Annotated in this window: 20 protein-coding genes; 6 read left to right on the top strand and 14 right to left on the bottom strand. The window is 72.1% G+C overall.

What is annotated here, in order from left to right; translation table 11 throughout:
* Position 1: 1 nt before the first annotated feature.
* Together Actkin_RS13205 and Actkin_RS13200 are read right to left on the bottom strand one after the other, a co-directional pair.
* Complete coding sequence (locus tag Actkin_RS13205; protein ID WP_258907403.1) at positions 2 to 1,105, bottom strand: S1 family peptidase; 1,104 nt, start codon at positions 1,103 to 1,105, stop codon at positions 2 to 4.
* Positions 1,106 to 1,504: 399 nt separating this feature from the next.
* Positions 1,505 to 3,775 (bottom strand): ATP-binding cassette domain-containing protein, encoded by a 2,271-nt coding sequence (locus Actkin_RS13200; protein ID WP_189212903.1) that lies wholly within the window; start codon positions 3,773 to 3,775, stop codon positions 1,505 to 1,507.
* 59 nt (positions 3,776 to 3,834) lie between these two features.
* Here Actkin_RS13200 and Actkin_RS13195 point away from each other — a divergent pair, with 59 nt between their 5' ends.
* Positions 3,835 to 4,608, top strand: a complete 774-nt coding sequence (locus Actkin_RS13195; RefSeq protein ID WP_258907402.1) for a TetR/AcrR family transcriptional regulator — start codon at positions 3,835 to 3,837, stop codon at positions 4,606 to 4,608.
* Here Actkin_RS13195 and Actkin_RS13190 read toward each other — a convergent pair.
* The 3 genes from Actkin_RS13190 to Actkin_RS13180 all read right to left on the bottom strand — a co-directional run bounded on the left by Actkin_RS13190 (position 4,596) and on the right by Actkin_RS13180 (position 11,039).
* Positions 4,596 to 5,105 carry a ClpX C4-type zinc finger protein gene (locus Actkin_RS13190; protein WP_258907400.1) on the bottom strand — a complete coding sequence of 170 codons (510 nt, stop codon included), beginning with the start codon at positions 5,103 to 5,105 and terminating at the stop codon, positions 4,596 to 4,598. The genes Actkin_RS13195 and Actkin_RS13190 overlap by 13 nt on opposite strands.
* An 85-nt stretch (positions 5,106 to 5,190) precedes the next feature.
* The gene (locus Actkin_RS13185) at positions 5,191 to 8,955 is read right to left on the bottom strand and encodes a DNA gyrase subunit A (protein WP_258907399.1); all 3,765 of its coding nucleotides are present in this window, start codon (positions 8,953 to 8,955) and stop codon (positions 5,191 to 5,193) included.
* Positions 8,956 to 8,987: 32 nt separating this feature from the next.
* The gene (locus Actkin_RS13180; RefSeq protein WP_189212899.1) at positions 8,988 to 11,039 is read right to left on the bottom strand and encodes a DNA gyrase/topoisomerase IV subunit B; all 2,052 of its coding nucleotides are present in this window, start codon (positions 11,037 to 11,039) and stop codon (positions 8,988 to 8,990) included.
* 322 nt (positions 11,040 to 11,361) lie between these two features.
* Between Actkin_RS13180 and Actkin_RS13175 the strand changes: the two genes are divergently transcribed.
* The 4 genes from Actkin_RS13175 to Actkin_RS13160 are packed head-to-tail and all read left to right on the top strand — an operon-like array spanning position 11,362 to position 13,517.
* The gene (locus Actkin_RS13175; RefSeq protein WP_189212898.1) at positions 11,362 to 12,108 is read left to right on the top strand and encodes a lytic polysaccharide monooxygenase; all 747 of its coding nucleotides are present in this window, start codon (positions 11,362 to 11,364) and stop codon (positions 12,106 to 12,108) included.
* Between the two features lie 59 nt (positions 12,109 to 12,167).
* The gene (locus Actkin_RS13170) at positions 12,168 to 12,776 is read left to right on the top strand and encodes a DUF305 domain-containing protein (protein ID WP_258907398.1); all 609 of its coding nucleotides are present in this window, start codon (positions 12,168 to 12,170) and stop codon (positions 12,774 to 12,776) included.
* 16 nt (positions 12,777 to 12,792) lie between these two features.
* Positions 12,793 to 13,020: an ATP-dependent Clp protease adaptor ClpS gene (locus tag Actkin_RS13165; protein ID WP_189212896.1), complete on the top strand. Its 228-nt coding sequence runs from the start codon at positions 12,793 to 12,795 to the stop codon at positions 13,018 to 13,020.
* Entirely contained in the window at positions 13,017 to 13,517 is a 501-nt protein-coding gene (locus tag Actkin_RS13160) for a DUF2017 family protein (protein WP_258907397.1), read from the top strand. The genes Actkin_RS13165 and Actkin_RS13160 overlap by 4 nt, the downstream gene beginning before the upstream one ends.
* Here the strand turns inward: Actkin_RS13160 and Actkin_RS13155 are convergent.
* The 9 genes from Actkin_RS13155 to Actkin_RS13115 form a co-directional block, all read right to left on the bottom strand.
* A complete protein-coding gene (locus tag Actkin_RS13155; protein ID WP_258907396.1) occupies positions 13,501 to 14,073 on the bottom strand; it encodes a 1,2-dihydroxy-3-keto-5-methylthiopentene dioxygenase in 573 nt (190 codons plus the stop codon). The genes Actkin_RS13160 and Actkin_RS13155 overlap by 17 nt on opposite strands.
* Positions 14,070 to 14,681 carry a methylthioribulose 1-phosphate dehydratase gene (gene mtnB, locus Actkin_RS13150; RefSeq protein WP_258907395.1) on the bottom strand — a complete coding sequence of 204 codons (612 nt, stop codon included), beginning with the start codon at positions 14,679 to 14,681 and terminating at the stop codon, positions 14,070 to 14,072. Before mtnB ends, Actkin_RS13155 begins: the two co-directional genes overlap by 4 nt.
* Positions 14,674 to 15,393, bottom strand: coding sequence for an acireductone synthase (gene mtnC, locus Actkin_RS13145; protein ID WP_396122985.1), 720 nt, complete (start codon positions 15,391 to 15,393; stop codon positions 14,674 to 14,676). The genes mtnB and mtnC overlap by 8 nt, the downstream gene beginning before the upstream one ends.
* A complete protein-coding gene (locus Actkin_RS13140) occupies positions 15,384 to 16,376 on the bottom strand; it encodes a translation initiation factor eIF-2B alpha/beta/delta subunit family protein (RefSeq protein ID WP_189212891.1) in 993 nt (330 codons plus the stop codon). Before Actkin_RS13140 ends, mtnC begins: the two co-directional genes overlap by 10 nt.
* A complete protein-coding gene (locus tag Actkin_RS13135; protein WP_258907393.1) occupies positions 16,376 to 17,518 on the bottom strand; it encodes an acyl-CoA dehydrogenase family protein in 1,143 nt (380 codons plus the stop codon). Before Actkin_RS13135 ends, Actkin_RS13140 begins: the two co-directional genes overlap by 1 nt.
* 90 nt (positions 17,519 to 17,608) lie before the next feature.
* Positions 17,609 to 17,953, bottom strand: coding sequence for an antibiotic biosynthesis monooxygenase family protein (locus Actkin_RS13130; RefSeq protein WP_258907392.1), 345 nt, complete (start codon positions 17,951 to 17,953; stop codon positions 17,609 to 17,611).
* A gap of 16 nt (positions 17,954 to 17,969) precedes the next feature.
* On the bottom strand, positions 17,970 to 19,262 hold the full coding sequence (gene lysA / locus Actkin_RS13125; RefSeq protein ID WP_258907391.1) for a diaminopimelate decarboxylase: 1,293 nt from the start codon (positions 19,260 to 19,262) through the stop codon (positions 17,970 to 17,972).
* Positions 19,263 to 19,323: 61 nt separating this feature from the next.
* Positions 19,324 to 20,082, bottom strand: coding sequence for a putative protein N(5)-glutamine methyltransferase (locus Actkin_RS13120; protein ID WP_258907390.1), 759 nt, complete (start codon positions 20,080 to 20,082; stop codon positions 19,324 to 19,326).
* Entirely contained in the window at positions 20,082 to 20,546 is a 465-nt protein-coding gene (locus Actkin_RS13115) for an anthrone oxygenase family protein (protein WP_258907389.1), read from the bottom strand. Before Actkin_RS13115 ends, Actkin_RS13120 begins: the two co-directional genes overlap by 1 nt.
* A 136-nt stretch (positions 20,547 to 20,682) precedes the next feature.
* Between Actkin_RS13115 and Actkin_RS13110 the strand changes: the two genes are divergently transcribed.
* A complete protein-coding gene (locus tag Actkin_RS13110; protein WP_258907388.1) occupies positions 20,683 to 21,501 on the top strand; it encodes a DUF2382 domain-containing protein in 819 nt (272 codons plus the stop codon).
* The last annotated feature ends 12 nt before the right edge of the window (positions 21,502 to 21,513 follow it).

Raw genomic sequence — 21,513 nt, 5'->3', positions numbered from 1 at the left:
GCTAGCTGGTGATGAGCCGCAGACCGTAGCGGTTGAGGATCTCGTTCACCGGCTGGAAGTACGTCGTGCCGCCCCAGCTGCAGTTGCCGGAGCCGCCGGACGTCACGCCCTGGGCCTGGTTGCCCGACAGCCACGAGCCGCCGGAGTCGCCGCCCTCGGCGCACGCGCTGGTGCGCGTCAGGCCGTAGACCGCGCCCTGCGAGTAGCGCACGGTCTGGTTCTTGGCCTGGATGGTGCCGCAGCGCCAGCCCGTGGTGGAGCCGGAGCGGCACACCGACGCGCCGACCGGCGCCTCGGACGAGCCGCTGACGGACACCGTGCCGCCGTTGTACCGGTTGACGACGCCGGTCGGGGTCCAGGACGAGTTGACCTGCACCCAGCCCATGTCGTCACCGGGGAAGGACGAGCCGCGCACGGTGCCCTGCGCGACCCGGTTGTAGCCGCTGGTCGAGGTGCCGACGCGGCCGCAGTGGCCCGCGGTGACGAACCCGCCCTGGACCGAGAACCCGATCGAGCAGCGGCTGTTGCCCGGGTAGTAGGCGTCGCCGCCGCGCACGTCGTACAGCGGCCGCGGGGCCTCGGCGGACTCGACGACGGTCGTGGTGTCGGCGACACCCGCCCGCGCCGCGAACGCCTCGGCGGCCTTGGCCGTGCCCGTGGCGGTCGTGATCGTGACGGTGTTGCGCTGGACGTCGACGTACCAGCCGGTGACGCCCGCGGGCGCCTTGGCGGCGTCCAGGCGGTCCACGACCGCGTCCAGCTCGCGGGCGCTGTGCCGGACGACCTGCGGCACGGCGCCGTCCGCGCGGACGGCGTCCGCCCTGGCCGCGTCGGTCACGCCGACGACCAGGACGTTGCGGCTCGCGTCGAACCACGCCCCGCCGAAGGCGTCCGGCAGGGCGGCGGCCAGCCGCTGCTCGGCGCCCGCGGCGTCGGCCTCGGCGGCAAGGCGCTCGAGCGCGGCATCGGCGGTCATGCCGAGGTCGCGCTGCATCGCGGCGAGCAGCTCGGGCGCGACCTCGGGCACGGCGGTCGCGGCGCCGGGAGTGGCGATGGCGGTGGCGGCCGCGGCCAGGACTGCCGCGGCGGTGAGACTCCGTTTCACGTTCGATCTCCCAGGGGGATCGGGTGCAGGGGAACGAATCGCGCGCGCAGCACGACCGGCAATTCACCGGGGCGCGCCCCGGGGAATTGCCGCCGATTCGCCACAACTTCCTCACAGCGGGCGAATCGGTCGGTCCACCGAATATCGCGGCCGGGTCCGACCCGACGCAAGGGCGTCTCGTTCCCGTATCACGGAAACGATACTGTGAAGTGCTATTAGGCCATCCGTGCAGGTCAGGACACTACGGAAGGCCACCGAGAACCTCTGTTAACTGTGAAGGACCGCCCCGGCGAAATGCATGGGCGAGCACGGGCCCCGCTCCCTCGGGGCGTAAGGCGGGTATTTCGACGGGGCCCGTGCCCGCGGCCGACACAATAGCGGCAGCGACTTAGCCGCCGATCACCGGGCCGAAATACCCACGTAATCGCGCAGGTGCCGGGCGGTGAGGGTGTCCGCGTCGGCCACCAGCTCGGCAGGCGTGCCGGTGAACACGACCCGGCCGCCGTCGTGGCCTGCGCCGGGGCCCAGGTCGATGATCCAGTCCGCGTGCGCCATCACCGCCTGGTGGTGCTCGATGACGATCACGGTGTTGCCGTCGTCAACCAGACGGTCCAACAGCCCGAGCAGCTGGTCGACGTCGGCGAGGTGCAGGCCGGTCGTGGGCTCGTCGAGGATGTACGTCGCGCCCTTGTCGGCCATCCGGATCGCCAGCTTGAGCCGCTGCCGCTCGCCGCCGGACAGCGTCGTCAGCGGCTGGCCCAGGCTCAGGTACGGCAGGCCGACGTCGACCATCCGGTCCAGGATCGCCCTGGCCGGGCCGGACGGGAAGAACGCCTGCGCCTCGGCGACCGACATCGCCAGCACCTCGCTGATGTCCTTGCCGCGCAGCTTGTGGGTCAGCACCTCGGCGGTGAACCGCTTGCCATCGCACTTCTCGCAGACCGACGCGACGCCCGCCATCATCGCCAGGTCCGTGTAGACCAGCCCGATGCCCTTGCAGTTCGGGCAGGCGCCCTCGGAGTTGGCGCTGAACAGCGCCGCCTTCACCCCGTTGGCCTTGGCGAAGGCCGTCCGGATGGGGTCGAGCAGGCCGGAGTAGGTCGCCGGGTTGCTGCGCCGCGAGCCGCGGATCGCCGACTGGTCCACCACCACGACGCCGTCGCGCTTGGCCAGCGAGCCGTGGATCAGCGAGCTCTTGCCCGACCCGGCGACCCCGGTCACCACCGTGAGGACGCCCGTCGGCACGTCCACGCTGACATCGCGCAGGTTGTGCAGCGACGCCCCGGTGATCGGCAGCCACCCGGTCGGCTTGCGGACGTCGTCGCGCAGCCGGGCGCGGTGGTCGAGGTGGCGGCCGGTGAGCGTGCCCGAGGCGCGCAGGCCCGCGACGTCGCCGGTGTAGCAGACGCGGCCGCCGTTCGTGCCCGCCCCGGGGCCGAGGTCGACCACGTGGTCGGCGATGGCGATGACCTCCGGCTTGTGCTCGACCACCAGGACGGTGTTGCCCTTGTCGCGCAGCAGGAGCAGCAGGTCGTTCATCCGCTGGATGTCGTGCGGGTGCAGCCCGACGGTGGGCTCGTCGAACACGTAGGTGACGTCGGTGAGGCTCGACCCGAGGTGGCGCACCATCTTCACCCGCTGCGCCTCGCCGCCGGACAGCGTTCCCGACTCCCGGTCCAGGCTCAGGTACCCCAGCCCGATGTCCACCAGCGAGTCCAGCGTGTCGCGCAGGGTCGCGAGCAGCGGCGCGACGGACGGCTCGTCCAGCTTGCGGATGAAGTCGGCGAGGTCGCTGATCTGCATCGCCGAGCACTCGGCGATGTTGAGCCCCTCGATCCGCGACGACAGCGCGGCGGCGTTGAGCCGGGCGCCCCCGCACTCCGCGCAGGTCCGGAAGGTGGCGGCGCGGTCGACGAACTCGCGGATGTGCGCCTGCATGGAGGCGCGGTCCTTGAGCAGGTACAGGCGCTGGACCTTCACGACCAGGCCCTCGTAGGTGATGTTGTTGCTGCCGACCTTCACCTTGGTGGACGGCTTGTGCAGGAAGTCGGCCCACTCCTGCTCGGTGAAGTCGCGCAGCTTCTTGTCCGGGTCGTAGAACCCGGACGCGGCCATCGACTGCCAGTACCAGGTGCCGACGCCGAAGTTGGGCACGGTGATCGCGCCCTCGTTGAGCGACTTGTCCCGGTCGACGAGTTCATCGATGTCGACGTCGGAGACCTTGCCCAGCCCCTCGCAGGCCAGGCACATGCCCTCGGCCAGGTTGAAGCTGAACGCGCCGGACGTGCCGACGTGCGGCTGCCCGAGCCTGCTGAACACGATCCGCAGCATGGTGTGGGCGTCGGTGGCGGTGCCGACGGTGGAGCGCGCGTTGGCCCCCATCCGCTCCTGGTCGACCACGATCGCCGCGCTGAGGTTGCGCAGCGAGTCGACGTCCGGCCTGCCGATCGTGGGCATGAACGACTGCAGGAACGCGGTGTAGGTCTCGTTGATCATCCGCTGCGATTCCGCGGCGATGGTGCCGAACACCAGTGACGACTTCCCCGACCCGGACACCCCGGTGAAGACCGTGAGCCTGCGCTTGGGGATGTCGACGTCGACGCCGGTCAGGTTGTTCTCCCGCGCGCCCCTGACCTCGATGACGTCATGGCTGTCGGCGGTCACCGTCATGCTTCCCCCTTGGGTTTATACTGTAAGGAGTCGGCACTTTACACCATAAGGAGTGATGCGTGGTCGTCTACGCCGGACAGGGCGACCCCGCCCGGTCGGTCCCCCTGCTGTGGCGCTCCGCCGAGCCGCCCGAGCGCCCGGGGCCGAGGCCCACGCTGTCGGTCGACCTGATCGTCGACGCCGCGATCGCCGTGGCCGACGAGACCGGCCTGGCGACCCTGTCGATGCGCGCGGTCGGCGAACGCCTCGGTCGCACAGCGATGGCGCTCTATACATACGTGCACGGCAAGGCGGAGCTGCTGGAGCTGATGTACGACCGGGCGCTGGCCGAGCTGCCCTCGTCCTACCCCGACGACGTGCCCTGGCGGGACGCGCTCGTCGCGTGGGCGGACGACACCATGGCGTTCCACCTGCGCCACCCGTGGCTGCTGCACATCTCCCGGGCCCGTCCGGTCCTCGGCCCGAACGAGTTCCAGTCGCTGGAGACGGTCGCGGCCATCGTCCGCCGCACCGGCCTGCCCCCGCGCGCCGCCCGCGGCGCGATCAGCACCCTGTTCCACTACGTCCGCGGCGCCGCCCAGTCCGTGGCCGACGCCCGCTCCGCCGCGGCGGCCACCGGGCAGTCGGACGAGGACTGGTGGTACTCCCGCTCACCGCTGCTGGAGGCCGCGGTCCCGGACTTCGCCGCGCGGTTCCCGATGACCACCTGGCTGGAGTCCGACCCCGAGCCCCCGCCGGAGGACTGCACGCCCTACCTGGAGTGGGACGCCCGGCGCAGCTTCCACACCGGGCTGGCCATCCTGCTCGACGGAATCGCGCTTCAGTCCAGGTAGAGGTCGACGATCTCCGAGCAGAACCCCACGCACCGCTCGCAGATCCGCACGCCCGGCCCGGTCGCGAGGTGCTGCGCCTCGGTCGCGGGACGGTCGCAGAACGAGCACGCCAGCGGGGTCGCGACCTGCGGCTGATCCTTGGCGTCGGCGATGGCGACGGTGGAGGCGGCGACGCAGGCGTGGCAGATGTAGACGCCCGGCCCCGCCACCAGCGAGCCAGGCTCGGTGTGCGTGACGCCGCAGAAGGAGCACGCGGGCTCCGGCGGCGTGCGGCGCGGCTTCCACCCCGGCGTGCCGCCCGCCTCCTCGACCATCTGGTGCACCCGCTGGTGGCTGATCTCCAGCGCGTCGGCGATCTCGCGCAGCGAGGCCCCGGCGAGGTGCAGCCGCCGAACCGCCTGGTGGTACTCGGTGCGGGCGCCCTCCGCCCGCTCCTGAGCCTCGGCGAGGTTGATCGCGGCCTGACGGGCGAGGCGGAGCAGGTCGTCGTTCAGCATGGTGTCTAGGATAGCTAGACACTCGGCTGGCGGCAGGGGAATGGGCCGGCCCCTCGCGGACCGGCCCCTCCAGGAGATCCCCGCGCTAATCCCGCTCGATCAGGTGCCCGACCATGTCCGGCCCCGGATGCGCCGAGCCGCTGCCGTCGCGGCGCGGGTCGGGCTCGGGGAGTTCGACGGCGGAGCCGTTGCGACTGATGCCCGCCGGGCGGGGGCCGATCCAGGCCAGCGTGACGGCGTGTTCGCCCTTGAGGAACCGGTGCGCGCGGACGCCGCCCGTGGCGCGGCCCTTGGTGGGGTACTTGGCCAGCGGGGTGACCTTGACCGTGGTGCCGGTCGCGGTGACGACCATCGGCTCGCCGTGGTCGGGGTCGTCCGTGCGGACCGCGCCGAAGAAGACGGCGTGGGCGTCCTTGCCCAGGTTGACGCCCGCCATGCCGCCGCCCTTGAGGCCCTGCGGGCGGACCAGCCCGGCCGGGTAGTGCAGCAGCGACGCGTCCGAGGTGACGAACGCCAGCGTCTCCGCGCCGTCGGTCAACCAGGTGGCGCCCACGATCTCGTCCCCGTCGCGCAGCGAGATGACCTCGAACTCGTCCGACCGCACCGGCCAGTCCGGCGCGCACACCTTCACCACGCCCTGCCGCGTGCCCATGGCCAGGCCCGGCGACGACGTCTCCCCGAGCGGCGCGATGCCCACCACCCGCTCGCCCTTCTCCAGCGGGACCACCTCCCCGGCCGCCATGCCGCCGGACAGCGAGACCGTCCCGCTCTGCTCGGGCAGCACTGGCAGCGGCAGAACGTCCACTTTGAACGCCCGACCGCGGTTGCTCACCAGGAGCACCTGCCCGCGCGCGGTCGTGTGGACGATCGCGGAGACGGCGTCGTGCTTGGCCCGGCCGTTGCGCCTGCGGGCCTCGCTGGACTCCTCGGACTCCGCCGCGGTGCGGGCGATCAGGCCGGTGGCCGACAGCAGCACCTGGCACGGGTCGTCGGCGACCTCCAGCGGGCCCGCGGGCTTGCTGGCGGCGAGCACCTCCTTGAGGTCGCCGTCGATCAGCGCGGTGCGGCGCTCCTCGGCGAGGTCCTTGGCGACCTTGCCGAGCTCGGTGGAGACGACCTTCCGCAGCACGCGCTCGTCGTCGAGGATCGTCGACAGCTCGGCGATCTCCTTGCGGAGCTTGTCCTGCTCGGCCTCCAGCTCGATGCGGTCGTACTTGGTGAGCCTGCGCAGCGGCGTGTCGAGGATGTAGGTGGCCTGGATGTCGGAGAGCTTGAACCGCTTCATCAGGCCGTCCTTGGCCGCGGCGGCGTTCTCGCTCGACCGGATCAGCGCGATGACCTTGTCGATGTCGAGCAGCGCGACGAGCAGGCCCTCGACCAGGTGCAGCCGGTCCTCCCGCTTCTTGCGCCGGAACCGCGTGCGCCGGGTGACGACCTCGTAGCGGTGCTTGAGGTACACCTCCAGCAGCGCCTTGAGCCCGAGCGTGCGCGGCTGGCCGTCCACGAGCACCAGGTTGTTGATGCCGAAGGACTGCTCCATCGGCGTGAGCCGGTAGAGGTCGGCCAGCAGCGCCTGCGGGTTGACGCCCACCTTGCACTCGATGACCAGCCGCGTGCCGTTCTCGCGGTCGGTCAGGTCCTTGACGTCGGCGATGCCGGAGAGCCGCTTGGTCTTGGTGACCTCGTCGGTGATCTTCTCGATGATCTTCTCCGCGCCGACCTGGTAGGGCAGCTCGGTGACGGTGATCGCCTGCCTGCCCCGGCTCCCCTCCAGCGGCCCGATCTCCGTGCGCGCCCGCATCCGCACGATCCCGCGCCCGGTCTCGTACGCCTTGCGCACCTCGTCCAGCCCGAGCAGCATCCCGCCGGTGGGCAGGTCGGGCCCGGGGATGAACTCCATGAGCTTGTCGAGATCGGCGTCGGGATGGTTCACCAACCACCGCGCCGCGGCGACGACCTCGCCGAGGTTGTGCGGGATCATGTTGGTCGCCATCCCCACCGCGATCCCCGACGACCCGTTGACCAGCAGATTCGGAAACGCCGCAGGCAACACCGACGGCTCCTGCAACGACCCGTCGTAATTGGGCCGGAAGTCGACGGTGTCCTCATCAAGCTCCCCGACAAGCAACATCGCCTCAGGCGACATCCGCGCCTCGGTGTTGTGGTTGACGAAACCACCAGCGAGGAACGAGTGGTCCTCGGAGACCACCCGCACCGAGTAGACCTCAGCCGGTTCGTCGGGAACGACCTCGGTCACCCGCTCGAAGAGGTAGCCCGAGTCCATGATCGGCAGGATGGTCGCCAGGACCTCGGTGTCCTTGAACCGGTCGATCAGCCGCAGACGCTCGGTCTCCCAGCGCTCGACCCGATCGAAGTTGTGCTTCTCCAGCCACTTGCGCCCGCTGCCGCGGCCCGCGGGCAGAGCGTCGCGCACGTACTCGGCGACGAACGGGACGTGGTCCTTGCTGAGACGGTGGGGCCGCACCGGAGACCGCACCAGCAGGTCCTTGACCTTGGCCTGCTTCGACCTGAGGAACCCGACGCGCTCCACGAAGGCGCGGACGTTGCGCAGGCCGGACACGATGAGCCGGTACTCCACCGATCCACTCGGCCGTGAGTAGCTCTTGGTCCTGGCCAACACGCCGAACTCGGCCAACAGCTCCTGCAGTTCGTCCGCCAGGCGCCTGCTGTAGGTGGAGTAGTGGATGGTGAAGCCGTCCTTCGCCACGCGCGGACCGCCGTCGCCCTCGAAGGCCGCCATCAGGAACGCGCGCTTGACTCCCCAACCGGCCCGCCACACGAAGTCCGGCACGAATTTGTCCCGGGCCTTCGCGCCGATGAACTCACCGAGCGGACTCTGCCGGAACTTCTCCACCCCGCCTGCGCAGTCCTGGATGTCCAACTCGTAGACGGTCTTGCGATCGACCTTGGTCTGCCTGGTGGAAACGTAGTACCGCCCGCCGACCACCGACTGGTAAGCGTGCACCACCTCGTCGAAGAAGTAGCCGTCCGTGTTGTTGAAGCCTGCACGGGTGTCACTGGCCCAGCCCTCGGACACCCACGCGCCCGCCAGGACGCCGAGCATGTACTCGCGCGCCGTCGGCACGACGTTCTGCCAGGCGTTGCGGGCGACGCACACGACCATGCCCGGCTTCACCTCGTCGAGCCTGCGCCACTGGAACAGGGGAACGCCCATCGGCGCCTCGAGGCACAACACGAGGTGGTTCTCGCTTCCGCGAAGCCGGTACCCGGCCTCCGTCCGCATCCGCAGGGTGGGTTGGACACCGGAGTTGAACACCCGATCGACCTGGACCGCCTTGCCGTCCTTGTCGAGCACCTCGAAGTCGACCTCGGCCTCGCTGTCCGGCGCGAGCGGCACCAGGTCGGCGATCCGCGGGCTGGTGCCATCGGCGAGCCGGATCCGGGTGTCGCCGACGACGCAGTACCGGCTGGCCGCCGGTCCGTCGTCCGGGCTGCCGAAGTTGCCGTGCCCGTCGATCAGCGGGGCGTTCAGCGAGAAGTCCTGCGCCATCCGCACCATGGCGTCGTAAATCGCCACGTCACCGTGTGGATGATACTTGCCCATTGTGTCACCCACGACCCGCGAGGACTTCACGTAGGCGTGGGTGGGGCGGTAGCCCTGTTCGTTCATCGAGTACAGGATTCGGCGGTGGACGGGCTTCAGCCCGTCGCGCGCGTCGGGTAGGGCTCGGGAGTGGATGACCGAGTACGCGTACTCCAGGTACGAGTCCTCGATCTCGGTCTTCACCGGGTTCTCGAAGACCTGGGCCCCCGCCTGGTCGAAGGCGGCGGGGTCGACCTTGGCCGAGACTGCCTTGCGGCGTGCCATAACTGCGACTTCCTAATCGGGACGGCGGGGGATCAGATATCGATGGCGTCCTGGTCGACGCGGGCGGCGGAGTCGACCAGCCAGTTGCGGCGGGGTTCGACCTTCTCGCCCATCAGCAGCTCCAGCGCTGCCTCCGCGGCGTCCGCGTCGTCGAGGGTGATGCGGCGGACCGAGCGGGTGGCGGGGTTCATCGTGGTCTCCCAGAGCTCGTCGGCGTCCATCTCGCCGAGGCCCTTGAAGCGGGGGACGGGGGTGATGACCTGCTTGCCCGACTTGGTCAGCGAGGCGACCTTCTGCTCCATCTCGCGCTGGGTGAAGGTGTAGAACGTCTGGCCGTTGCGGCCGCGGGTCTGCACCTTGTGCAGCGGCGGCATGGCGGCGTAGAGCCTGCCGTCCTCGATCACCGGGCGCATGTACTTGGCGAAGAGGGTGATCAGCAGGGTGCGGATGTGCGAGCCGTCGACGTCGGCGTCGGCCATGATGATGACGCGGCCGTAGCGCATGGCGCCGAGGTCGAACGTGCGGCCGGTGCCCGCGCCGAGGACCTGCACGATGGAGGCGATCTCGGCGTTGCGCAGGGTGTCGGCCAGGCTCGCCTTCTGCACGTTGAGGATCTTGCCGCGCAGCGGCAGCAGCGCCTGGTACTCCGACACCCGCGCCATCCGCGCCGAGCCGAGGGCGCTGTCGCCCTCGACGAGGAACAGCTCGCTGCGGGCCACCCCGGTCGCGCGGCAGTCGACCAGCTTGGCGGGCATGGCCGCGCCCTCCAGCGCGGTCTTGCGCCGGGCGGCGTCCTTCTGCTGCTTCTGCGCGATGCGCACGCGGCCAGCGTCGACGATCTTCTGCAGGACGACCTTGGCCTCGGACTTGGTCCTGCGGTCCTCGGTCCATGCCCGGATGTGCTTCTCCACCACGCCCTGGATCACCTTGGTGATGCCCGCGGTGGACAGCTCGTCCTTGGTCTGGGAGGTGAACTGCGGCTCGGGGATGCGCACGTGCACGACCGCGGTCATGCCCTCCAGCACGTCCTCCAGGGTCGGCAGGTCCTCTTTGGGCTTCAGCAGTCCGCGCGTCTTGGAGATGGCGTCCTGCAGGGCCTTCACCGCGCCGCGCTCGAAGCCCTTGCGGTGGGTGCCGCCGTGCATGTTGCGGATGGTGTTGGTGAAGCACTCGACCGTGCGCTCGTAGCCGGTCCCCCACCGCAGCGCGACCTCGACCTCGGCGCGCCGCTCCACTTTGGACCGCATGACGCCGTTCTCGTCGGCGGCGTTCTCGTGGTAGACGCCCTCGCCGTCGATCAGCAGGGTGCCGGAGACCGCGCGCTCGCTGTCGGGGGCGAGGAAGGCGACCATGTCGGTCAGGCCGCCGGGGAAGTGGAACGTCTCTTCGGCGATCGCGCCGTCGGTGGCGTCGCGCAGCACGTAGGTGACGCCGGGGACGAGGAACGCGGTGTTGCGCAGCTTGGCCCGGACGGTCTCGACGTCGAGGGCGGCGCCGTTCTCGAAGTAGCGGGCGTCGTGCCAGTACCGGATGGACGTGCCGGTGGACTCGCCGCGCTTCATCTTCCCGGTGACGCGCAGGCCGGACTGGTGGGTGAACCTGGCCTTGGGCCCCGGCCCGTCGAACACGCCGGGCACGCCGTGCGCGAAGGACATCTCGTGCACCTTGCCCTCGCGCTTGACGAGCACGTCGAAGCGCAGCGACAGGGCGTTGACCGCGGAGGCGCCGACGCCGTGCAGGCCGCCGGAGGTCTTGTACCCCGAGCCGCCGAACTTGCCGCCCGCGTGCAGGCGAGTGAGGACCAGTTCGACGCCGGAGAGGCCGGACTTGGCGTGCACGCCGGTCGGGATGCCGCGGCCGTCGTCGTCGACCTGGACGCTGCCGTCGGCGTGCAGGGTCACCACGACCCGGCCCGCGTGACCGGCGACACCCTCGTCGGTGGCGTTGTCGACGATCTCGGTGAACAGGTGGCGCACGCCGCGGCTGTCGGTGGAGCCGATGTACATGCCGGGCCGCTTGCGGACCGCCTCCAACCCCTCAAGGTGTGTGAGGTCGTCGGCGCCGTAGAGGGTCTCGGCTGTCACTTTCGTCGCTCCCCGGGGAAATGGCTCGCTGGTCGAACAGGTGTCCCAAACTACCCGACCGTATCCGCCGGGTATGACAGCCTCGCCGATCCACCACCTCGACCATATGACGAATCGGTATGGCGCACCCGACGCGGCCCGCTGGTAAGAACGGCAAGCCGGAGCAGCCCGCTGGTCTTGACGGGTGATCAGCAGGCTGGTTATGGTCTAGACCAAAGCTGTACTTCCGGGAGGCAGGCGTCCCACTGCTTGCCCGTTTCCACCCCCTGCGCCGGGCGACGGCCCGGCGGAAACGCAGTCCGCCCCCGTGGAGGAGCAGACAATGAAGCACAAGCGCAAACTGGCCATGTTCGCCGCCGGTGTGGGCATCAGCCCGCTGATCATGATCGCCCTGCCCGCGTCGCCCGCCGCGGCGCACGGGTACATCTCGACCCCGCCGAGCAGGCAGGCGCAGTGCGCCGCGGGCACCGTGTCCTGCGGGTCCATCAAGTACGAGCCGCAGAGCGTGGAAGGCCCGAAGGGCCAGCGCAACTGCCACGGCGGCGTGTCCCGCTTCGCCGACCTCAACGACGACTCCAAGCCGTGGCGGGCGACCTCGGTGGGCTCCTCGGTGACGTTCAACTGGATCATCACCGCCCGCCACCGCACCACGACGTGGGAGTACTACATCGGCGGCACCCGGGTCGCGCTGTTCAACGACAACGGCGCGCAGCCGGGCTCGCGGGTGACCCACCAGGTCAACCTGGGCGGCTACAGCGGCAGGCAGAAGGTGCTGGCCATCTGGAACATCGCCGACACCGCGATGGCCTTCTACAACTGCGTCGACCTGCAGATCGGCGGTGGCGGCACCACGCCGCCGACCACCCCGCCGACCACCCCGCCCACCACGCCGCCGACGACCACGACCACCACCACGCCGCCGTCCACCGGCACGTGGGCCGTCGGCACGGCGTACTCGGCCGGTTCCACGGTGACCTACAACGGCGCCTCGTACCGCTGCCTCCAGGCGCACACGGCACTGGCGGGCTGGGAGCCGGACACGACCCCGGCGCTCTGGGCCCGGATCTGACCACCCCCGGTGGAGCCCGCGGCGCGGCGGGCTCCACCGGCGTCCCCCCAGGAGTCCCCATGCGCCGCTGCGCGCTGTTCGCCCTGGTCCTGGCCCTGACCGGGTGCGCAGGCCCGCTGCCAGCCGAGTTCGCGCCGTCCTCGCCCGCCGCCGGGCACGGGCACCAGCCCGTGCAGGCCCCTCCCCCGTCCCCGGCCGTGGGCGACTACAACCTCGCCGACGTGATGTACCTGCAGATGGCGATCGCCAACCACGAGCAGGGCATCGAGCTGGTGGCGCTGGCCGAGAAGCGCGCCGTGCGCCCCGAGGTCGCCCAGCTGGCCGCGGCGATCGGCGCGACCCAGCGCACCGAGGTGGGCCAGATGGAGGCCTGGCTCACCGGCTGGGGCCAGCCGACCGAGGTCGACACCAACCCGGACGCGCACGCCCACCACGGCGGCATGCCCATCACCGACCCGGAGTCGCTGGCCGCGCTGGCCGCCGCGCCGGACGGCGAGTTCGAGGCGCAGTTCGTCAGCGTGCTCACCGGGCACCAGCACAACGCCGTCGAGATGGCGCGGCGGGAGCTGACCGACGGGGTGAGCCCCGACGTGAAGAAGTTCGCCGACAAGGTGGTGCAGTCCCGCACCGGGCAGATCAGCGCCCTGCTCAACCTCGGTTCGGCCTGACGGCATACTGCCGGGCGTGACCTGGCCGGTTTCCCTCGTGAACGACGACACCACCTCCGTCGCCGTGGTGCTGCACGCGCTGGCGGCGGTCTGCGGCATGCCGCCCGAGCAGGCCACGGCCGCAGCGCAGGTGGTGCACCAGCGCGGGCACGCCCAGGTCGCGGCCCTGCCCGACCGGGAGTCGGCCGAGGCGATGGTGGTCCGCTTCCAGCGCTACGGCATCCACGCCGCGGTGATCGCGTGAACCCGGACGTCTCCGACGACTACTTCGACACCGCCTCGACCGGCGACGGCGTCCTGGTCCGCATGTCGGACAACGTGGCCGCGACCCTCACCCACCACGTGGAGAGGCTGGCCCGGTTCCTGGAGACCGGAGCCGTCGACGCCGAGCCCGGCGGGCTGTTCCGCAGGCGGACCACCAGCGAGGACGTGGCAAGGCGGATGTTCCCCGACGCCTATCCCGACCGGGCCGAGTCCGACGCCTTCCGCGCCCGCCACACCGCCGCGCTCGGCGACAGCGCGGCGGTCCGCCGGTTCATCCACCGCTGCTCGACGGGCAGCCAGCACGTCCTGCCTCGCGAGGAGGCCGACGAGTGGATCGGCGTGCTGGGCATGGTCCGCTTCGTCGCGTTCCCGCGCACCGGGGTCCGCGGCGACGCGCCCGAGCTGGTCTGGTTCAACTGGGCGCAGGAGTCGCTGGTGGCCGCGCTGCACCCGGATTGGTTCAGCGCGCGGCCGTGATCTCGTCGAACGTCGGGAACCGGTGGGCGACGGACTCCTCCAGGAAGGACGCCACCCAGCCGTCGTCGTCGTGGAAGAAGCGGATCGAGACGTAGTCCGGGGTCGTGCCCATGTCGAACCAGTGGGTGGTCTTCGCCGGGACGCTCAGCAGGTCGCCCGCCTCGCACAGCACGGCGTGGACCTTGCCGTCGACGTGCAGGTAGAAGATCCCGGAGCCGCGCGCGAAGTAGCGGTCCTCGTCGTCGTCGTGGGTGTGCTCGGACAGGAACTTCTGCCGCGCGGCCGCCGCCTGCTCGCGCCACTGCGGCGTGTCCTCCGGCGTGATGGAGACCGCGTCCACGTGGATGTAGCCCTCGGCGGCGATGACCGCGTCCACCTCGGCCCGGTAGGCCGCCAGCACCTCATCCGAGGTGGGCTTGGCGGGCAGGTCCACGACGGTCCAGCGGGTGAGGCGCACGCCGATGCCGGACAGCACGGCGGTGATCTCGGCCGGGTCCTCGGTGCGGGTGAGCACGGTGGCCGGGTCGGTGTCGGGCCACACGGTCAGCAGGGTCATCGGGCCACCTCCGTGGCGAAGCGCAGCAGCCACTCCAGGCACTCGGCCCGGTGGCGGGCGGTCATCAGGTCGTCCCCCCACACGTACACCCCGTGGCGGGCGACCACCAGGGCGGGCGTGGCGGGGTCGAAGCCGCGCTCGAACGCGTCGCCGAGGACGCGCATGTCCTGGCTGTTCGGCACTACCGGAATTCGCACCTCGTCGTCCTCGGCCGAGCGGCCGAAGCCCTTGAGCATCTCCAGGTCGCGCAGCACGATCCCGCACGGCCACAGCTCGGCGGCCACTACCGGGGCCAGCATGTGCAGGTGGACCACGGCGCCCGCGCCGGACACCGCGGCGATGCGGGCGTGCAGCCCGGCCTCGGCGGACGGGCGCAGCCCCGGCCCGCCGGGCTGCTCGTCCACCGGCTCGCCCGCGCCGTCGACGACGACGAAGTCCGTGGGCGCCAGCTCGCCCTTGTCCAGGCCGGACGCGGTCACCGCGAGCCGCAGCGGGTCGCGGGACAGCGTCACCGACAGGTTCCCGGACGTGCCGCGCATCCAGCCCATCCCCGTGTAGCGGGCGCTCTCGGCGGCCAGGGCGGCCCCGGCCGCCAGGGCGTCAGGCACGGGACACCTCGACATCCTCCAGCGACGCGACCACGCGGTGGGCGCCGAAGTCGGCGTCGGCGTACGGCTCGCCCGGCCGGGCCAGGCCGATCGTGCGCCAGCCCGCGGCCGCGGCGGCGTCGAGTTCGGCGGGCACGTCGGAGAGGAACAGGATGCGCTCGGGAGCCGGACCGCCGAGGCCCTCGGCGATCGCGGCGTAGGAGGCCGCCTCCCGCTTCGGCCCGGCGTTCACCGTGTCGAAGTGGTGGCGGAACAGCCCGGTCAGGTCGCCCTCGGTGGTGCTGGAGAACGACGCGATCTGCCCGGCGACCGAGCCGGACGAGAAGATCGCCATCGGCACGCCAGCGGCGTGCCAGGCGCGCAGCCGGGGCACGACGTCCGGGAAGTACTCCGAGACCAGGTCGCCGCTGGCGTAGCCGCGCTGCCAGATCAGGCCCTGCAGCGTCTTGAGCGGCGTGGCCTTGCGGTCGGCGTCCATCCAGCCGTGCAGGACCGCGACGATCTCGTCGGTGCCCGCTGACTCGGGCAGCCCGGCCTCGGCGCGGATCTCGGCGACCGCGCCCGCCACCACCGGGTCGGTCCGGTTGGCGTCGATCCACGGGCCGAGCCGGGGGCGGGCGTAGTCGTAGAGCACCACGTGCACGCCGCTCGTGGGCATGATCGTGCCCTCGATGTCCAGCACGACCCAGTCAATCGTGTCGGTCACTGCGATCCTTCCCAATAGCGGTCGAGCGCGTCGGGCGCGAACGGGCCCCGGTCGGTGACGACGGTCGTGACGAAGCGCGGCGGGGTCACGTCGAAGGCCGGGTAGCGGCCGCGCACGCGGGTGCTCGCCGTGCGGTGCCCGAGGGTGTGCAGCACGTCGTCGCCGTCGCGGTGCTCGATGGGGACGTCCGCGCCGGTCGCCGCGGTCCGGTCGGGCGACTGGACCATGGCCAGGTACGGCACGCCGAAGGCATGCGCGGCCACGGCCAGGCCCAGCGTGCCGACCTTGTTGACGACGCTGCCGTCCATGGCGACGCGGTCGGCGGCGGTCACCAGCGTGTCGACCGCGCCGTCGGCCAGCACGGCCGCGCCCATGCCGTCGGTGATGAGGGTCGTGTCGACGCCCATCTCGGCCAGCGTCTCCGCGGTGAGCCGGGCGCCCTGCAGGTAGGGCCGGGTCTCGGTGCACACGAACGACAGCGTCCGGCCCGCCCGCTGGGCGGCGGCCACGGTCTCGGTGAGGTAGAGGTCGGCCCAGCAGTGCGTCAGCACGCGGGCGCCGTCGGGCAGCAGGGCGGCGGTGTGCTCGCCGAGGGCGCGGCTGCGGGAGCGGTACGCCGCGTCCCCGAGCGCGGCCCCGCGCTCGGCCGAGCCCACCACGTCGTCGGGGTCGAAGGCGTCCATGACGAACGCGACGGCCTTCGCGAGGTGGTCGTTGGTCGGGCGGGCGGCGACGATGAGCGCGGCGTCGGCGGCCATCGCCGCGCGCGGGTCCGGCAGGCGCGCCGCGGCCCGCGCGGAGAGCACCATCGCCTGCAGGGCGGCGAAGTACGGCCCGGACGACTGGGTGACCATGTCCGCGATGGCCTTGGCGACGTCGGCAGCGGTGGCGCAGCGGACCCAGACGCGCTCGAACGGGAAGCGGCGGCGGTCCAGGATGCGCACGCCGTCGTCGTCGAGCCGGACGCTGTGGGCGAGGGTCGGCTCCATCAGCTGTAACCGGTGACCGGGGGCAGTTCGCCGGTGAGCAGGTGCCTGCCGACCTCGGCCGCCTTGTAGACGGCCGGGTCGTGCAGGGTGAGCGTGCGGGCGTTGCGCCAGAAGCGGTCGAGGCCGTAGCGGTTCGCGGTGGCCCGCGCGCCGGTCAGCTCGAACACCCGCCCGGTGACCTCCAGCGCCACCTCGGAGGCGAGCGCCTTGGCCGAGGCGATCGCCAGGCCGGTCGCGCCGCGCTGCTCGGGGGTCAGCGCCGGTCCCTCGGCGTCGGCCGCGGCGAACGCTGCCGCTGCGCGGTCGACGAGCAGGTCGGCGGCGTCGGTGCGGGCGGTCAGGACGCCGTAGACGGCGAGGGTGTGTGGGTCGTCGACGGCCTTCTCGACGCCGGACGCGGGCCAGGCGCGGGTGAACCGCCGGGTGTACTCGGCGGCGGTGGCCAGCGCGCCCCGGGCGGTCGCGGTGAGCACCCGGCTGAGGACGAGCTGGAAGGCGAGCGCGGGCAGGTTCGCCATCGGGTAGCGGGGGTCGGCCGGGTCGGGCTGCGCGCCGAGGATGTCGTGCTCGGGCACGAAGACGTCGGTGAACTCGACACCGCCGCTGGCCGAGAGCCGCTGGCCGAGGTTGTCCCAGTCGCCGAGGGGCCGCAGGCCGGGGGCGTCGCCCGGGCAGACGAAGGTGACCTTGCGCGCACCGTGCACGGCGCTGACCACCAACCGGTCGGCCACGCTGGCGCCGGTGGCGAACATCTTGCGGCCGCTGACCAAGTAGCCGCCGTCCACTTCGGACATCACAAGGGCGTCGTCGCGGGGGTTGGCCACGCCCGCCCAGAACCAGCCGTGCTCGGCGGTGGCGCGCCGGGCCTCGTCGGCGTACTCCGGCCTGCCGAACAGGCCGAGGCGCCAGACGTGCAGGTAGTGGTAGCCGAGCAGGTGGCCGACCGAGGCATCGGCGGCGGCGACCTCGGCGAGCACCCGGTGCACGAGCGGCCAGTCGCCGACCGGCACGGTGAGCAGGCCGTGCGCGCGCAGCAGGTCGACCTCTGCCCGCGGCTCGCCGCCCTTGACCTCGCGCTCGACCGCGTCGGCGGCCAGGGCGCTGGCGACCTCGCGCGCGGCCTCCTCCCACTGCGTGCTCATCGAACCCCTCTCGGCGTGCTCCGGAGAGGAGTATGCCTGGCGCGGCGGGGGCCGCCCACCATGCGGGCGGGGTGACCGCCGTCACCCCGTCTAGTCCACTGTGGACCTGCGGAAGCCGTAGGCGCGCTCGACCTTGGCGACCCGCAGCTCGTAGGCCTCGTACCACCGCTCGCGGCCGCGCTCGCGGGTCTCGGCGTGCTCGGGGTGGTCCCGCCACTCGGCGATGGCGGGCTCGTCCCGGAAGTAGGAGACGGTGATGCCGACCCCGTCGCGGGCCCCGTCCGCGCCCAGGTAGCCGGGGATGGTCTTGACGAGCTCGAACATCCGCTCGGCCGCCTCGGCGTAACCGGCAGTGTCGGGGGTGAGCAGCGAGGTGAAGATGACGGCGTAGTAGGGCGGTTCGGGTGTTTCGGCGAGGAGGTCCCCAGGGTTCACCCGCGCTATCGAAGCCTCACCCGACGTCCCTGCGCAAGAGGTCGGCCGCCCGTTCCCGGCGCAGCAGCAGCCGGTGGCTCCCGTCGTGGACGGCGACCAGCGGCGGCCTGCCGACGGCGTTGTAGTTCGAGGCCATCGACAGCTGGTAGGCGCCGGTCACCGGGACGGCCAGCAGGTCGCCGGGCCGCAGGTCGGCGGGCAGGGGCACGTCGGCGAGCACGTCGGCGGCCTCGCAGTGGCGGCCGACGACGGTGTGCGCGACCAGCACCGCAGTGGACCGGCGGCCGACGAGCCGGGCGTGGTAGCGGGCGCCGTAGAGCGCCGGGCGCGGGTTGTCGCTCATCCCGCCGTCCACGACGACGAACCGGCCCTTGACCGCGGCGACCCGGTACAGCGCCACCCCGGCCGGGCCGACGACCCAGCGGCCGGGCTCGACGGTCAGCCGGGGGCGGGGCAGACCCGCCTTCGCCGACTCGTAGGCGAGGGCCACGAGCACCCTGCGGGCGTACCCGGCGAGGTCGAAGTCGGCGTCGCCGGGCAGGTAGGGCACGCCGAGGCCGCCCCCGAGGTCGAGTTCGCCCAGGGTCAGCCCGTAGCGCTCGCGGACGCGGCCCAGCAGCCGCACCATGCGGCGCGCGGCCTCCTCGTAGGCGTCCACGGCGAACACCTGGGAGCCGAGGTGGCAGTGCAGGCCCACCAGGTGCGCCCCCGGGCGGGCCAGCAGCGCGCCCACGGCGTCCTCGGCCTCGGCCAGCGGCACGCCGAACTGCTGGGCCCCGGTGCCGGTGGTGATCTTGGGATGGGTCCGGGCGTCCACCTCGGGCGCGATCCGCAGCAGCACCCGCTGCGCGCGGGCGGGCGGCAGCGGCTCGTCGGGCCGGTCCAGCACGATCCGGCCGACCGGGCGGCCGACGTCGGCGGTCGTCTTCGCGGTGCCGTGCATGATCATCCGCGCGGCCGGGAAGCCCGCCGCCTCGGCGACGGCGGCCTCGCCGCCGGAGCACACGTCCAGCGCGCAGCCGAGCGCGTCGAGGCGGCGCACCAGGCCCCGGCACAGCAGCGCCTTGCAGGCGTAGGCGATCTCCGCCTCGGGCAGCGCGGCCCGCAGCAGGCCGACGCGGCGGTCGACCTCGCCCAGGTCGAGCACGTGCAGCGGGGTGCCCCGGGTGCGGGCGAGGGCGATCAGGGAGACGCCGCCGACGACGAGGTCGGCGGTGTCGGTCATGCGGGCCGAGCGCGGCCAGAGTCCGGGCTCCAGGGCCACCGGGTGGGACCGGCCCAGCGTGGGCACCAGGTCGAACAGCGTCATGCCCCGAGCACACGCCCGTGCCGCCGCCGTCCCCAGTGGTCCGAACGGCGCATTGACGCGGTCAGCGCGTTCCTTGACGCGTCCCCAACGCCCCTGTGACGACCGTCGCCTCCGGATCGCGCACCACGTCGACGACGAGGCCGTGCCCGGCGAAGACCGCCTCGGCGGCCGCCACCTGGCTCTCGTGGGCCTCGATGAGCAGCAGCCCGCCCGGCGCGAGCCAGTCGGGCGCGCCCTCGGCCACCCTGCGGTGCACGTCCAACCCGTCCGACCCGCCGTCGAGCGCCACCATCGGCTCGTGGTCGCGGGCCTCGGGCGGCATCAGCGCGATCGCGTCGGTTGGCACGTACGGCGCGTTCACCACCAGCAGGTCGACCCGGCCGCGCAGGCGCTCGGGCAGCGGCGCGAACAGGTCGCCTTCGAGCACGCGGTCCGCGCCGAGGTTGCGCCGCGCGCAGGCGACGGCCCTGGGGTCGATGTCCACGGCGGTCAGGTCCACGGCCCCCAGCGCCGCCTCGACCGCCATGCCGACCGCCCCGGAGCCGCAGCACAGGTCCACCACGACCGACCCGCCCGCGGCCACCGCGGCGCGCACCAGCGCCTCGGTCCGCCGCCTCGGCACGAACACGCCCGCGTCGACCGCGACCCGCAGGCCCGCGAACTCCGCCCAGCCGAGCACGTGCTCCAGCGGCTCCCCCGCGACCCGGCGCGCGATGGCGCGCCCCGGGTCCGGCAGGTCGAGCAGGAGCGCGGCCTCCTCCTCGGCGAACACGCAGCCCGCCGCGCGCAGCCGCGCGACCGTCTCGTCGTAACCGTCCACTAGAGGCCCGCGCAGTACAGGGCGAGGCCCGCGGTCGAGAGCACGGTCCGCACGTGGTTGGACCGCACCCACCTCGGCTCGAACGCGCGCCGGACGGCGCCCGGGTCGGCGACGGCGTCCACCGGCCCGGCCGCATCGAGGCGGTTGTTGAGCGGGATGTTCACCGCGAACGTGACCACCATGGACGACACGGTCAGCACCGCGCCCGCGAGCACGGCCGGGCGCGGGTCGTCGGCGGCGGTGAACTCGATGAGCACCACGCCCAGGCTGCCGACCAGGGCGGCGAGGAACACCAGGCCGAACACCGGGTTCTGGATGCGCCGGTTGACCCGCTGCATGGTGTCGACGAACGCGCGGTCGTCCACTTGGGCCAAGGCGAGCATGACCGCGGCGGAGAAGGCGAAGAACAGCCCTGCGACCAGGCCGCTGGCGACTGTCGTGACGATCAGGACGACCTCGGACACGGTGCCTCCGGTTCTCTGTGGATCACCCTACAACCCGTCACTCGGATGGGTGACTCCGTCCCCGCCGACGTATGTGGCCCACCCCGGCCGGGTAGGCCCGGTGCCGAGGCACGACCCGACCGAAGGGAGTGAGCCGATGATCGACCAGGCCCAGATCAACCAGCTGTTCGACTGCGACATGGTCGACGCGCACGGCGAGAAGATCGGCTCGGTGAAACAGGTGTGGCTGGATGACCGAACCGGCCGCCCGCTGTGGGCCGAGGTGCACACCGGCCTGTTCGGCATGAAGGACACCTTCGTGCCGATCCAGGAGGCCAGGATGGGCCAGGGGCAGATCGTGGTGCCCGTGGACAAGAAGCAGATCAAGGACTCGCCGCACATCGATATCGAGGGCGGGCACATGTCGGACGCGCAGCAGGACGAGCTGTACCGCTACTACGGCATGATCCCCACCGCCAGCACCGGCGAGCACGACCGCCTGCCCGGCGGCCGCCAGCAGCGCGGCACCACGACACGGGACACGGCGACACGGGACACCGGGACCAGGGACACCTCCCGCAAGGGCGGCGGCATCACCCGCCACGAGGAGGAGCTGCACGCGGGCGTCCGCGACGTCGAGGCAGGCCGCGTCCGGCTGGTCAAGCACGTCGTCACCGAGCGCCAGGACATGAGCGTCCCGGTCAGGCGCGAGGAAGTGCGCGTGGTGCGCGAACCGGTCGACCCCAACCGCCCGGCCGACCCGAACGCCTTCGGCGATGAGGAGGCCGAGGTCACGCTGCACCGCGAGGAAGCCGTCGCTGACAAGACGGTCCGCCCGGTGGAGAAGGTCCGCCTGGACAAGGAGACCGTCACCGACCACGAACGCGTGAGCGGCAACGTCCGCAAGGAACGCATCGACGTCGAGGACAACACGACCACCCGCAACAAGCGCAACGACCGCAACGACCGTCGCTGACGGACCACAGAC

Origin of the sequence: Actinokineospora sp. UTMC 2448, from assembly GCF_024760565.1 — a bacterium.
Classification (GTDB): Bacteria; Actinomycetota; Actinomycetes; order Mycobacteriales; family Pseudonocardiaceae; genus Actinokineospora; species Actinokineospora fastidiosa.
This window is presented reverse-complemented; position numbering and strand designations above follow the sequence as displayed.

Excerpts from the sequence above, each read along its gene's own strand:
- Actkin_RS13200 (WP_189212903.1), bottom strand. The coding sequence starts at position 3,775 with ATGACGGTGACCGCCGACAGCCATGACGTCATCGAGGTCAGGGGCGCG.
- Actkin_RS13170 (WP_258907398.1), top strand. The coding sequence starts at position 12,168 with ATGCGCCGCTGCGCGCTGTTCGCCCTGGTCCTGGCCCTGACCGGGTGC.
- Actkin_RS13185 (WP_258907399.1), bottom strand. The coding sequence starts at position 8,955 with ATGGCACGCCGCAAGGCAGTCTCGGCCAAGGTCGACCCCGCCGCCTTC.
- Actkin_RS13190 (WP_258907400.1), bottom strand. The coding sequence starts at position 5,105 with ATGCTGAACGACGACCTGCTCCGCCTCGCCCGTCAGGCCGCGATCAAC.
- Actkin_RS13140 (WP_189212891.1), bottom strand. The coding sequence starts at position 16,376 with ATGGAGCCGACCCTCGCCCACAGCGTCCGGCTCGACGACGACGGCGTG.
- Actkin_RS13175 (WP_189212898.1), top strand. The coding sequence starts at position 11,362 with ATGAAGCACAAGCGCAAACTGGCCATGTTCGCCGCCGGTGTGGGCATC.
- Actkin_RS13135 (WP_258907393.1), bottom strand. The coding sequence starts at position 17,518 with ATGAGCACGCAGTGGGAGGAGGCCGCGCGCGAGGTCGCCAGCGCCCTG.
- Actkin_RS13155 (WP_258907396.1), bottom strand. The coding sequence starts at position 14,073 with ATGACCCTGCTGACCGTGTGGCCCGACACCGACCCGGCCACCGTGCTC.
- lysA (WP_258907391.1), bottom strand. The coding sequence starts at position 19,262 with ATGACGCTGTTCGACCTGGTGCCCACGCTGGGCCGGTCCCACCCGGTG.
- Actkin_RS13110 (WP_258907388.1), top strand. The coding sequence starts at position 20,683 with ATGATCGACCAGGCCCAGATCAACCAGCTGTTCGACTGCGACATGGTC.